The sequence below is a fragment of the Nigerium massiliense genome, assembly GCF_000826085.1.
Classification (GTDB): Bacteria; Actinomycetota; Actinomycetes; order Propionibacteriales; family Propionibacteriaceae; genus Propioniciclava; species Propioniciclava massiliense.
On sequence record NZ_CCYM01000003.1, the window covers coordinates 1,093,389 to 1,105,781 of the forward strand.

General features: G+C 72.6%; 10 protein-coding genes. 6 read left to right on the forward strand and 4 right to left on the reverse strand.

Features of this window, described 5'->3' with window-relative positions; translation table 11 throughout:
• Positions 1–200: 200 nt before the first annotated feature.
• Both BN1187_RS11525 and BN1187_RS11530 read right to left on the reverse strand, forming a co-directional pair.
• A complete protein-coding gene (locus tag BN1187_RS11525; protein ID WP_040161869.1) occupies positions 201–962 on the reverse strand; it encodes a decaprenylphospho-beta-D-erythro-pentofuranosid-2-ulose 2-reductase in 762 nt (253 codons plus the stop codon).
• Positions 963–991: 29 nt separating this feature from the next.
• Positions 992–2,404, reverse strand: a complete 1,413-nt coding sequence (locus BN1187_RS11530; RefSeq protein ID WP_040161872.1) for a decaprenylphosphoryl-beta-D-ribose oxidase — start codon at positions 2,402–2,404, stop codon at positions 992–994.
• Between the two features lie 203 nt (positions 2,405–2,607).
• Here BN1187_RS11530 and BN1187_RS11535 point away from each other — a divergent pair, with 203 nt between their 5' ends.
• A complete protein-coding gene (locus tag BN1187_RS11535; protein ID WP_040161875.1) occupies positions 2,608–3,399 on the forward strand; it encodes a glycoside hydrolase family 16 protein in 792 nt (263 codons plus the stop codon).
• A gap of 61 nt (positions 3,400–3,460) precedes the next feature.
• On the opposite strand, the gene BN1187_RS11540 is transcribed toward BN1187_RS11535, so the two are convergent.
• Positions 3,461–6,421, reverse strand: coding sequence for a bifunctional [glutamine synthetase] adenylyltransferase/[glutamine synthetase]-adenylyl-L-tyrosine phosphorylase (locus BN1187_RS11540; protein WP_040161878.1), 2,961 nt, complete (start codon positions 6,419–6,421; stop codon positions 3,461–3,463).
• 101 nt (positions 6,422–6,522) lie between these two features.
• Between BN1187_RS11540 and BN1187_RS11545 the strand changes: the two genes are divergently transcribed.
• The 5 genes from BN1187_RS11545 to BN1187_RS14920 are packed head-to-tail and all read left to right on the forward strand — an operon-like array spanning position 6,523 to position 11,818.
• Positions 6,523–7,731: an efflux RND transporter periplasmic adaptor subunit gene (locus BN1187_RS11545; protein WP_162182380.1), complete on the forward strand. Its 1,209-nt coding sequence runs from the start codon at positions 6,523–6,525 to the stop codon at positions 7,729–7,731.
• Positions 7,731–8,567 (forward strand): ABC transporter ATP-binding protein, encoded by an 837-nt coding sequence (locus BN1187_RS11550; RefSeq protein ID WP_082034670.1) that lies wholly within the window; start codon positions 7,731–7,733, stop codon positions 8,565–8,567. Before BN1187_RS11545 ends, BN1187_RS11550 begins: the two co-directional genes overlap by 1 nt.
• Positions 8,554–9,783, forward strand: a complete 1,230-nt coding sequence (locus tag BN1187_RS11555) for an ABC transporter permease (RefSeq protein WP_040161880.1) — start codon at positions 8,554–8,556, stop codon at positions 9,781–9,783. The genes BN1187_RS11550 and BN1187_RS11555 overlap by 14 nt, the downstream gene beginning before the upstream one ends.
• Positions 9,783–11,273, forward strand: a complete 1,491-nt coding sequence (locus BN1187_RS11560) for an efflux RND transporter periplasmic adaptor subunit (protein WP_040161882.1) — start codon at positions 9,783–9,785, stop codon at positions 11,271–11,273. Before BN1187_RS11555 ends, BN1187_RS11560 begins: the two co-directional genes overlap by 1 nt.
• 5 nt (positions 11,274–11,278) lie before the next feature.
• Positions 11,279–11,818 (forward strand): sterol carrier family protein, encoded by a 540-nt coding sequence (locus BN1187_RS14920; RefSeq protein WP_052462635.1) that lies wholly within the window; start codon positions 11,279–11,281, stop codon positions 11,816–11,818.
• Here BN1187_RS14920 and BN1187_RS11570 read toward each other — a convergent pair.
• Positions 11,768–12,346, reverse strand: a complete 579-nt coding sequence (locus BN1187_RS11570; protein ID WP_052462636.1) for a GNAT family N-acetyltransferase — start codon at positions 12,344–12,346, stop codon at positions 11,768–11,770. The genes BN1187_RS14920 and BN1187_RS11570 overlap by 51 nt on opposite strands.
• Between the last annotated feature and the right edge of the window lie 47 nt (positions 12,347–12,393).

Below are 12,393 nucleotides of genomic sequence, written 5' to 3' on the forward strand. Positions count from 1 at the left end.
GCGTGGGGAATCGGTCGTCTCGATCGCCCGACCCGGCGATATCCGTCCCCCACTGCAGGGACAAATACGCGGAGATAGGGCGCGCACACATTTCCAGAATGTGCATAAAGTAAATGCAATACGTTTCTCGTTTAAACGCAGAACTCCCCGCCCGCACGATGGGCGGACGGGGAGGACGGGCGGGCGCGCCTCGACGGGGCTCAGATCGGCAGGCGCTTGAAGATCGGCGCCGGGATCGCCTTCAGCACCATCATCACGTAGCGGAAAGCGGGCGGGGCCCAGACGACGCGCTTACCCTCCTTCGCCGACGCGACGGCGAGGCTTCCCACATCCTCCCTGTTCACCGTGAGCGGCGGCTCCTTGACCCCCGCCGACATGCGGGTGCGCACCTGGCCGGGACGGATCACGAGCACGTTCACGCCATCCTTCTCCAGGGCGAGACCGAGGTTGCGGTAGAAGCCGTCCAGGCCCGCCTTCGTGGCGCCGTAGACGAAGTTGCTGCGGCGCACCAGCTCGCCGGCCACCGAACTCATCGCGATGATCTGCCCGAAGCCCTGGCGCCGCATGCGTTCGCCCAGCAGGACGCCGACGCTGACGGCCCCGGTGAAGTTCACCTCGCAGGCGAGGACCGCCTTGCCCTGATCCCGCCAGAGCTCCTCCTGATCGCCCAGCACGCCGAAGGCCACGATCGCCACGTCCACGTCCCCGCCCGCCCACGCCGCGTCGATGACGTCGGGGTGGGTCTCGAAGTCGGTCGCGTCGAAGTCGAGCGTGGTGACGTCGCGGGCTCCGCGGCCGCGCAGCAGCTCAGCCGACGCCTCCAGCTGGTCGTCCCCGGGTCGCGCCGCGAGCACCACGTGCGCGGGCGCGTGCCGCAGGTACTCCGAGACGATGGCCAGCCCGATCTCGGACGTGCCGCCCAGCAGCAGGATCTTGGCGGGGTTGCCGACAGCGTCGATCACGTGGTTCTCCTCAGCAGGTGGAAGGGTCGTCAGAGCAGTTCGAGACGGCGGGCCATGTCGGAGGCGAAGACGCCGTCGGGGTCGATCGCGCGCCGGGTGGCGATCCAGCGGTCGATCTCGGGGTACATGGCGTGGAACGTGGCCGCAGCCGTGCGCGAATCTTTGGCGGTGTAGAGCCGTCCGCCGAACTCGAGGACGCGGGCGTCCAGACCGTTGAGGAACGTGTCGAGCCCCGGCTTGATCGGGAAGTCGACACACACGTTCCAGCCCGCCATCGGGTAGGACAGCGGCGCGCGGTTGCCCTCGCCGAACAGCTTGAACACGTTGAGGAACGAGTAGTGCCCCGACGCCTGGATGTCCCCGATGATGCGCTTGAACTCGTCCACCGCCTCGGGCGGGACGACGAACTGGTACTGCAGGAAACCATCCGTGCCGTAGGCGCGGTTCCACTCCCCGAACATGTCGAGTGGGTGGTAGAAGGCCGTCAGGGACTGGATCTTGTCGGTGTAGGTACCGCTTTTGGCGTACCAGAGCCAGCCCAGCGTCCCGAACGTCAGCTTGTTGGCCAGCCCGTTCGGGAACACGTCGGGCAGCGTGACGAACGTCTTGCCGGAGAAGTTGAGGGGGTCGGCGGCCAGCTTGGGCGCCAGCTCGCGCAGCTCGTCCAGGGTGGCCAGGTTGCCTCGCGAGATCGCCGCCCGGCCCAGCTTCGGCGGCGCGGAGATCGCGTCGAACCACGCCGAGCTGTAGTCGTAGTTCCGTTCCGAGCCGTCCGAGTGCGCGGCGATGGTCTCGTCGAGCGTGGACGTGACGACGCCGTCCGCCTTGAAGTAGGCCGTCTCGGTGCGGGTCATCGACAGCGTGGCGCGCAAGATGATGCCGGTCATTCCGATGCCGCCGACCGTCGCCCAGAACAGGTCGCCGTCAGGATCGTCCACGGTGCCCTCGGGCGTGAGGGTGAGGACGCGGCCGTCCGCGACCAACAGGTCGAGGGAGAGCACGTGGTCACCGAAGCTGCCCGCACTGTGGTGGTTCTTGCCGTGGACGTCGTTGGCGATCGCGCCGCCGACGGTGACCTGGCGGGTGCCGGGCAGCACCGAGACCCACAACCCGTGCGGCAGCGCGGCCTTCATCAGCGCGTCGAGGCTCACGCCCGCGTCCACGGTGACGGTGGCGGCGCCGGCGTCGATGTCGTGGATGACGTCGAGCCCGGTCATGTCGACGACCACGCCGCCCGCGTTCTGCGCGACGTCGCCGTAGGAGCGGCCCAACCCGCGGGCCACGATGCCGCGGCCCGTGCCGTCTGCCCCGTCCTGGGCGGCGCGCCCCACCGCTCGCACGATGTCCTCGGCCCCGCGGGGGCGCAGAAGGCGCGCCGTCGTCGGGGCGGTGCGACCCCAGCCGGCCAGCCGGGTCGTCGGTGTCTCAGCTGTCGTACTCATCGGCGCCGACTCTACTCGGGACGGGCGCCCGCCGGCCCCTTCTCCCAGGCCCGCTCGCCGAGACGGCAGGGCGGCCTCGTCCCTCGGGAACCGACACGGGAGCCCGACACGTCAGGCACCCGTCGCTCAGATGTCACCCACCCGGGGGACTTCTCAACTACTCTTCAGGAGTCCTTCAGTTGACTCTCATACAAAGGCACTCCATGCGTACTCCCTCCCTCCGCCGTGGCCTGGCCGCGGCCACGCTCACCGCCCTCGCCCTCGGCGCGTTCGCCCCCTCGGCAGGCGCCGCGCCCGCGAGCACCCAGGACGCCCGCGCCCCGTTCGCCCAGGAGTTCGACTCCTGGACCGACGGCGCCCTCTCACCCGACGGCGCCTGGCGCATCAACGGCGACTGGGTCGGCAGCCGCAACAACATGATGCTGCGCTCCAACGCACAGGTCTCCGGCGGCTACCTCAGCCTCGTCAGCCGCGGCAACCAGCTGTCGGGCGCCGAGATCCAGACCATCGACCAGAACCTCGGGCTCGGCTACTACGAGACCAGCATGAAGGCCTCGGACGTCCCCGGAATCCTGTCGACGTTCTTCTTCATGAGCGACGGCTACCGCTTCCCGGAAGTCGACATGGAGATTCGCTCCGTCATGAACGGCCCGGGCAAGCAGCATTTCGTGAACATGAGCCTCCACCAGACGGACGAGGAGTTCAACGCCCACGCGTGGGCCGAGCCGGTCGACTTCGACCCGGCTGCCGGTTTCCACCGCTACGGCTATGCGATCAAGCGCAACTCCGTCGACTTCTATATCGACGGCAAACTCGTCAAGACGTTCGACGGCCTGCGCGACAACCTCGGCGCGGACGGCGGGATCGACGGCGAGCTGATGCTGAACTCGTGGGCCGGCAACGACGACTGGTTCGGGCCGATCCCGACGCGGGACACGCTCACGCAGTACGACTACGTGCGGTACTGGCCGGGCGCCACCGGCCCCCAGAACTGAGCGGCTCCTCCGAACACGAGGGCGCCCCGGGAGCCATCCCGGGGCGCCCTCTGGCGTCCTCCTACTGGCCCCAGAACAGCCGGTCCATCACGCGACGGGCCTGGCGCGCCGCCCTGCTGTGGTCCTCCATGAAGACCGACGTCTGTCCCTTGGCGTAGCCGAGGAGCTCGGTGAGCGGGACCAGTTCGCGAACGTCGCTCGGGATGACATCGGACGCCTTGCCGCGCTGCAACGTCGCCGCGTTCCGGATGCGCGCCGCTTCCTCCCACGAGCGCCGGAGCGCGTGGGCGTCCGCCTCATTGATCAGGTCGGTCTGGAACAGGACGTCCAGGGCGGCCGTCGTCCGCGTCGTGCGCAGGGCCTCGACGCGTCCGGCGTGCTCGAGCTGCAGCAGTTGCACCGTCCACTCCACGTCGGAAAGCCCGCCGGGCCCGAGCTTCACGTGCCGCTGCGGCGCGACGCCGCGCGGCAGCCGCTCGGCCTCCATGCGCGCCTTGAGGCGGCGAATCTCCACGACCTCCTTGCCCGACAGCCCGTCCCGCGGGTGGCGCACCGGCTCGATCAGCGTCAGGAACTCCCCTGCCAGTTCGCGGTCGCCCGCCCCGAGCCCGGCGCGCAGCAGCGCCTGACGCTCCCAGGTGGACGACCACCGCTCGTAGTAGGCCCGGTACGAGGCTAGCGTACGCACCATCGGGCCTTGCTTCCCTTCGGGACGCAGGTCGAGGTCGACCTCGAGCGCCGGGTCGGCACCCGGCTTGGCCAGCAGCCGGCGCAGGGTGCCGACCACGGCCAGCGCGGCCTTCGTCCGGTCCGCGTCCTCGCCGTCCTCGATGACGACGAGCGCGTCGGCGTCCGAGCCGTACGACAGCTCGCGCCCGCCCCAGCGCCCCATCGCGACGACGGCCAGCCGGGGGACGCCCTCGACGTCCCGGCCCGCGACGTCGAGGGTGGCGTCGATGGTGGCGGTCGTCACGTCGGTGAGCGCGGTGCCGAGGTCGTCGAGCTCCAGCACGCCGAGCAGGTCGCCCATCGCCAGGCGCAGCAGCTCGCGACGGCGGACCGCCCGGATCGCGCCGGCGGCATCGTCCTCGTCGTCGTGCCGGGACGCCGTGGAACGCATCTCGGCGGTGATGTCCTCCAGCGGGCGCGGCTTCAGCTGGTCGATGTCGGCCAGCATCTCGACGGTCTGCGGCGCCCGGCGGAGAAGATCGGTGGCGTACCGGCTGGACGCCAGCACCCGGGCGAGGTTCTCGGCCATCGCGCCCTCGTCGCGCAGCGCACGGAGGTACCAGGACGAGTGGCCCAACGCTTCGCTGAGCTGCCGGAACGCGAGCAGGCCGTGGTCGGGGTTGGGCCCCTCGGCGAACCAACCCAGCATGGCCGGCAGCAGCTGCCGCTGGATCTCCGCCTGCCGCGTGACGCCTTGGGTGAGGGCGGCCAGGTGGCGCAGCGCGTCCTTGGAACCCGCGTAGCCCAGCGCGCGCAGCCGGGTCTCGGCGGCGTCGGAGGTGAGCCGGACGGCCTGCGACGGGATGCGCGCCACGGCCTCCAGGAGCGGCGAGTAGAACAGCCGCTGGTGCAGCCGCAGCACTCGCCGCTTGGAGCGGTGCCACTGGTCCATCAGCGTTGCCGCGTCCTTGAGGCCCATGCTGCGCGCGATCCGGCGCCGGCTCGCCTCGTCGCGCGGGATGAGGTGGGTGCGGCGCAGCTGGAACAACTGGCTGCGGTGCTCCAGCACCCGCTGGAAACGGTACGCCGCGTCGAGGAGTGCGCCGTCCTCGCGTCCCACGTAGCCGTGGTCGATGAGCGCCTGCAGGCCCTCGAACGTGCCGCGCAGGCGCAACCGCTCGTCGGTGCGGCCGTGGACGAGTTGCAGCAGCTGGACGGTGAACTCGGTGTCGCGCAGACCGCCGGCCCCGAGCTTGATCTCGTCGTCGGCGTCCTTGGCGGGGATCAGCGAGATCACCCGCTTGCGCATCGCCTGCACCTCGGCGACGAACATCTCGTTGTCCGCCACCTGCCACACGTGCGGCCAGACAACGTCGACGAACTGCTGGGCGAGCTCCAGGTCGCCCGCCATCGGACGCGCCTTCAGCATGGCCTGGAACTCCCAGTTCTTCGCCCAGGTGGAGTAGTAGGCCTCGTGAGACGCGAGCGTGCGGACCAGCGGGCCGGCGTTGCCCTCCGGACGCAGCGCGGCGTCGATCGGCCAGATGGTGCCCGCGGCGCTGTGCGCCGAGCAGATGCGGGAGACCGCGCCGACGAGCTTGCTGGCGATCGCGACCGCCCGGTGGGGCGAGATCCGCTCGGCGCCCTCGCCGTCCAGGGCGGGTTCGGCGACGTAGAGGACGTCGACGTCACTGACGTAGTTGAGTTCCCGCGCGCCCGTCTTGCCGAGGGCGACGATGGCGAGCCGCGTGTCCTCCCAACCGGGCACCTCCGCGCGCGCCAGCGCCAGCGCCGACTCGACGACGGCGTCCGCCAGCGCCGCCAGCTCGGCGCCCACGACGGAGACCTCCTCCGAGGGGTCCTCGGCGCTCAGGTCGCGCGCGGCGGTGCGCAGCAGCGCCTGGCGGTAGGCCAGCCGCAGCGCGTCCGGGTCGGACGTGGCGACGGGCGCCGGCGCGTCCGGGTCGGCGCCCACCGCGGCGAGCAGTTCGGCGCGCAGCTCGTCGCGGCCTCGGGGGCCGATGTCGCCCGCCAGCGCCTCCAGTTGCTCGCCGTGGACGCCGCAGTGCATCGTCAACGCCGCGGACGCCCCGAGCACGCGCGCCACCCGCGCGCGCCACACGGGGTCGGCGGCGATGCGGCGGAAGCGGCCGTCCGGGGAGGCGGCGATGCGGTCCAAGCCGGTCAGGGCCAGGTCGGGATCGGCGCTCGCGAGAACGTCCTCGACCAGCCCGGAGCAGATCTGGTCGTCGTCGAGTTCGGTCATCCAGCGCTCGATGACGGTGACGGCGACCTGGGGCTCGGCGAAGCCGCGGGCGGCAAGACGCCCGGCCGGAGTGGACATGCGCGTCATAGGGTCGAGACTAGAGGACGCCCTCGCGGTCCGCCTGGCCCCGCAACGCTGTTGTGGACCAGGTTACGATGACCTCGGTGCCGACCGAATGGAGCCCCCGCATGGCGAAGGACCGAAGCTCGCGCAGCCAGCGTTCCCGGATGCGCTGGGTGATCGTCCCCGCGGTCATCCTCGTCGTCCTCGCGGTCGTCGCCGCGTGGTTCGCCTTCGGCCGCCAGTCCGCGAACCAGGCGCCGGCCGTCGACGTCGTTCATCCCAGCCGCGGCACCCAGACCCAGACCGTGTCGCTGTCGGGCACCGTCGCGCCGCAGCAGCAGGCCAACGTCGCGTTCAAGGTGCCGGGCACGGTGACGTCCGTGTCGGTGGAGGTCGGCGACCGGGTCACCAAGGGCCAGCGCCTGGCGAGCGTCGGCACGCGAGACTTGCAGAACGCCGTCACCGTGGCCCGGGCGAACGCCGCCGCCGCCCGCGCCCAGCTGTCCAGCGCCCGCAGCTCCTCCCAGGCGCGCGACGCCCAGGTCGAGGCCGCCCGCGCGCAGGTGCGTTCCGCGGAGGCCAATGTGACCGAGGCGCAGAACCGGCTGGCGGACGCCGCCCTGACCGCTCCGGTCGCGGGGACGGTCGCCGAGGTCGGCTACGAGGTGGGCGACGAGGTTGCGGGCTCGAGCTCGTCGCTCGGCTCGGCGCTGGGGTCGGCCGCCGGGGCCGGCGCCGCGGGGGCCGGTGGCGCGATGGGCCAGGGCCTGCCCAACATCGGCTCCGCCTCGGGGTCGGGCGGTTCGGGTGGCGCGGGCAGCCAGATCGTCATCGTCGCCACCAACGCGTGGCAGCTCGACGCCGGCGTCGGCACCGCCGACCTGCCGAGCCTGAAGCGCGGCCAGAAGGCGTCCATCACCCCCACGGGCACCTCCACCACCGTGGCCGGCACCGTCGACACCGTCGGCATCGTCGCCGACCAGAACAGCGACGGCACCGCCACTTTCCCCGTGACGATCCGCGTGGACGAGAACTCCGACAAGCTCTACTCGGGGTCGAAGGCGGACGCGACCGTGACCGTCGGCACGTTCGCGAACGTCCTCACCGTCCCCGACACGGCGTTGACCACCCAGAACGGCAAGTCCACCGTGCGGCTCGTGCGCGGCACCCTCGTCACCCCGCGCGAGATCCAGGCAGGGCGGCACTTCGGCGGGCGCGTCGAGATCACGGCCGGGCTGACCGAGGCCGACCAGATCGAGGTGCCCCGCAACGCCGCCGTCCCCTCACCCACGCGACCGCAGTTCGGGCCGCCCAGTTCGACGCCGAGCCGCTGATGACCGCCCTCCTCGAGATGACGGACGTCCGCAAGACGTACGACACCGGCGCGGTCACGGTCGAGGCGCTGCGCGGCATCGACCTGGAGGTCATGGCCGGCGACTACGTGGCGATCATGGGCCCGTCCGGGTCGGGCAAGTCGACCCTCATGCACATCATCGGCTGCCTCGACGTCCCGACGTCGGGCAGCTACCGGCTCGGCGGCACCGAGGTCAGCTCGATGACCGAGCGCGAGCTCGCCGAGGTGCGCAACAGGCGCATCGGCTTCGTGTTCCAGCAGTTCAACCTGCTCGCCTCGCTGACCGCGCTGCGCAACGTCGAGCTGCCGCTGGTCTACAGCGGCGTCGGACGCGCCGAGCGCCGCGAGCGGGCGCGCGAGGCCCTCGACCGGGTGGGGCTGGGCGGACGCGTCGATCACCGGCCCGGCGAACTCTCCGGCGGCCAGCAACAGCGGGTCTCGGTGGCCCGCGCGCTGGTCGGCGACCCGACGCTCATCCTCGCCGACGAGCCGACCGGCAACCTCGACTCGGTCTCGACGCGCGAGGTGCTCACGCTCTTCGACGAGCTCCACGACGCCGGGCGCACCATCGTCCTCATCACCCACGAGGCCGACGTCGCCCAGCGCGCCGCCACCGTGATGCGCATCGACGATGGACTGCTCAGCGAGGGGGCCTTCGGCTCGGCCGATGACGAGGCGCGCCACGCGGTGCGGGGCCCCGGCGCCCGCCCGTCGGACCCGGACGCCCCCACGGAGGCGCGCCACGCGGTGCGGGGCCCCGGCGCCCGCCCGTCGGACCCGGACGCCCCCACGGAGGTGCTCCATGGGCTGGCTTGAGACCGTCCGCACCGCCTGGGAGGCGCTGACCGCCCGGCGGATGCGCACCCTGCTGACGATGCTGGGCATCCTGATCGGAATCGCCGCGGTCATGCTGACCATCGGCCTCGGCGAGGGCGCGCGCCGCCAGATCGACACCGAGATCAACAAGCTCGGCTCGAGCCTGCTCATCGTGATGCCGGGCGGGGGGTCCGGGTCGAACGCGTTCAGCGGGGTGGGGGCCGCCGGATCGACGCTCACCCTCGATGACGCGCGCGTCCTCGGCGACCCGTCCGTCGCCCCGGACATCGCGGCCGTCGCGCCCGTCTCGACGGCTCGCGGGACGCTGGCGGCGGGTACCGAGAGCACCGCCACGTCCGTGACCGGCACCACGGTGTCGTGGGCCGCCGTCCGGGCCCGCACCGTCGCGGACGGCCGCTTCTTCACCCCCGACGAGCTCACGACGGGGGCGTCCGTCGCCGTGCTCGGGCCGTCCACGGCGGCCAACCTGTTCAACGACCAGCCCGCTGTGGGGCAGCGCGTCACGATCAACAGCCAGTCGTTCACCGTCGTGGGAGTCCTCGCGTCGGTGGGCAGCAACTCGATGACGAACGACGACGACACCGCGGTGATCCCGATCTCCACCTTCGCCCAGCGCATGCCGACCAGCGGTAACGCCCGTTCGGTCAGCGCGATCTACGTCACCGCGCGCGACCAGGCGTCCATCTCGCCTGCCCACCAGGAGATCACCCGCGCGCTCAGCGCCAACCATCAGACCAGCCACGACGACGCGGACTTCTCGGTGATGACGTTCCAGGCCCTGATGGACGCCGCCAACTCGATCACCGGCCTGCTCACCACCCTGCTCGGCGGCATCGCCGCCATCTCGCTGCTGGTCGGCGGCATCGGCGTCATGAACATCATGCTGGTGAGCGTGAGCGAGCGGGTGCGCGAGATCGGCCTGCGCAAGGCGCTCGGCGCGACGCCATCGGTGATCCGGCGGCAGTTCCTCGTCGAGGCGGCGATCGTGGGCCTGCTCGGCGGGCTGCTGGGCGTCATCACCGGCGTCCTGGGCGCGCTCGCACTGACGCCCGCGCTCGGCATCGACGTGGTGCTGTCCCCCGTCGCGACGCTCATCGCGCTCGCGGTGTCGCTGACCATCGGCATCGTGGCCGGCGTCTACCCGGCTTCGCGCGCCGCGAAGCTCGCCCCCATCGACGCCCTGAGGAGCGAGTGATGAAACGCCACCTCCGCTGGATCGTCCCGCTCCTCGTCGTCGCGCTCATCGCCGGCGGGATCGCCTTCGCCGTCACCCGCCCGGGACCGGCCGCCTACACGGTCGCCACCGCCGAGCGCGGCACGATCGAGCAGGACTTCCGCACCAGCGGCACCGTCAGCCGCCCCAACGCGTCGAAGCAGACGTTCGACACCCCCGCCACCGTGACCAGCGTGGCCGTCAAGGTCGGCGACAAGGTGGCTTCCGGGCAGACCCTGGCGACCACCGACTCCTCCCAGCAGCGCACGCAGCTGCTGCAAGCCCAGGCCACGCTCGCGCAGGCCCAGGCCGCCCTCGACGCCGACGAGACCGCCAAGTCGGCCGCCGACAAGGCGTCGTCGGCCCCGGCGTCCCCCGCCGCCGCGCCACCGGCCCGGGCGACGGCGCCGCCCAGCGCCCCTGCCGCTCCCTCCGGCCCCCGCACGGTCACCGTCACCGCGACCGTGACGGTGCCCGCGAGCCCGGCGTCCGCGGCGGCCAGCCAGGCCGCCCGCGCGGTCGCGCAGGTGCAGGCCTGCAACAGCGCCGTCCAGCGGCTCTCCCGCGACCAGATCGCGGCCGGGCGGGCGATCGCCACGGCGTCCGCGCAGTTCGCCGCGGCCAACCGCGCCGCCGCCGCCCGCCTGCAGCAGGCGCAGTCGCAGATGGCGAAGGCCACCCAGGAGGCCGCCCGCCAGGCCATCGCGCAGGCCCGCGCCCAGCTCGCCGCGCAGGCGCAGCGGCAGCTGGGCGCCCAGATCACCGACGGCACCCTGGCCGCCGACCGCGCGCGGGTGGTGCAGGCCCGCCAGCAGGTGGACGCCGCCCAGCGCGCCGTCGCCGCGACGACCATGCGCAGCCCGCTGGCCGGCACCGTGGGGGCGGTCGACCTGAGGGTCGGCGAGAGCTCCGCCGGCAGGTCGCTCACCGTCGTCGGCGCCGGCCAGGCCGAGGTGGACGTCCAGGTGCCGCTCAACGTCCGCAGCCTCGTGAGCTCCGGGCAGAGCGCGTCGGTCGGCCTCGTCGGCAGCGACCCGGCTCTGACCGGCAAGGTGACCTCGGTCACGGTGCTGCCGGCCTCGTCGTCGGGGTCCCCCAGCTACACCGCCACGATCGCCGCCGCCGACCCCGACGGCCTGCTGAAGGCGGGCAGCAAGGCGGAGGTGCGGCTTGCGCTGCGGACGGTGCGCGACGTCGTGACCGTCCCGCTGTCGGCGGTCACCAAGACGACGGACACCGCCGGCACCGTGCAGGTCGTGGCGGCCGCGGACGCCACCACCGCCGAGACCGTCGAGGTCACCACGGGCGCCACGGGCGGCGGCCGCATCGAGATCTCGTCCGGGCTCGAGCCCGGCCGCGTCGTCGTGCTGGCCGACCGGCGCCTGCCCGTCCCCGGCGGCATGGCGCAGTACCAGAACGCCCGGCGCGGCGGCACCGGCGATGCCTCCCCGACCCCCACCCCGTCGAGGTAGCCGCGGTGCCCCGTAAGCAGACCGGAATCCGGGAGCGCCTCGCCGCCCAGCTGGACGCCCTGCGCCCCTGGCGCGAGGGACTCGACCAGGCGATCGCGGACTCCGAACGGCACGCGCTGGTGGACCTCGAGGGCCGACGGGCGCAGCTGTCCGGCCTGTCCGGAGACGACGCGCTGTTGCTGGCCGAGCTCGGGCTGATGAGCGGGCTGGCCGCCCTGGCGGCGCGTCACCCGGACGCCGGCGTCCCGCTGCAGCGCGCGACCCTGGCCGGCGCGGTGCGGACGTCCCTGACGCGGTTGGAGGCGCGGCACCCCGGACACCTCGTCGAGGTGCGGGTGCCGCCGTACGGCGCGGTCCAGATCGGCGTGCCCGGCGTCGACAGCGTGCACCGCCGCGGCACCCCGCCCAACGTCGTCGAGACCGATCCGGCCACGTGGCTGCGGCTGGCCGACGGCGACCTCGGCTGGGCGGACGCCCTCGCCGCGCACCGCGTCTCAGCGAGCGGGGCGCACGCGCAGCTCGACGACGTTCTGCCGCTCCGCTGAGGCGGCGTCCGCGCCGCACAGAAGGCCCGCGCCGCCGCTGAACATGACACCGGGGACGTGGAAGTCGCGGCTGATCTCGGAGAAACCCAGCTCGCGGTGCAGGTCGAGCGACGCCCGGTTGTTCTCGTTGACGAGGTAGTAGACGGTTTCGTCCCGTTCCCACACCCACGCGCAGCGCGCACGCGTCAGCGCCCGGCCGATGCCGCGGCGGCGCAGCTGCGGCGCCACGACGACACCGCCCAGATACCAGCCGTCGGGCGCCCCGTGGCCACCGTCCCCCTCGGGCGTCAGGTGCGCGACCTTGCCGAAGCCGACCACGGCGCCGTCCACCTCGGCGACGAACAGGGCCACCCGGCCCTCGCAGGCCCGCGACAGCCGTTCGGCCCAGGCCTGCGGGTCGCCGCCCTCGCGCTGAGCGCACAAGGACCCGCAGATCGCCAGGTCGGCGTCCACGCCCGGGCGCACGACGAGACCGGGCAGCGGCTCCCCGTGCGTCTGCGGCGAATAGTCGGCGAAGTAGAAGCTCACAGTGCCCGCCACCTTGTCACAAGGGGGCGGGTGCCACGCCCGCGTCC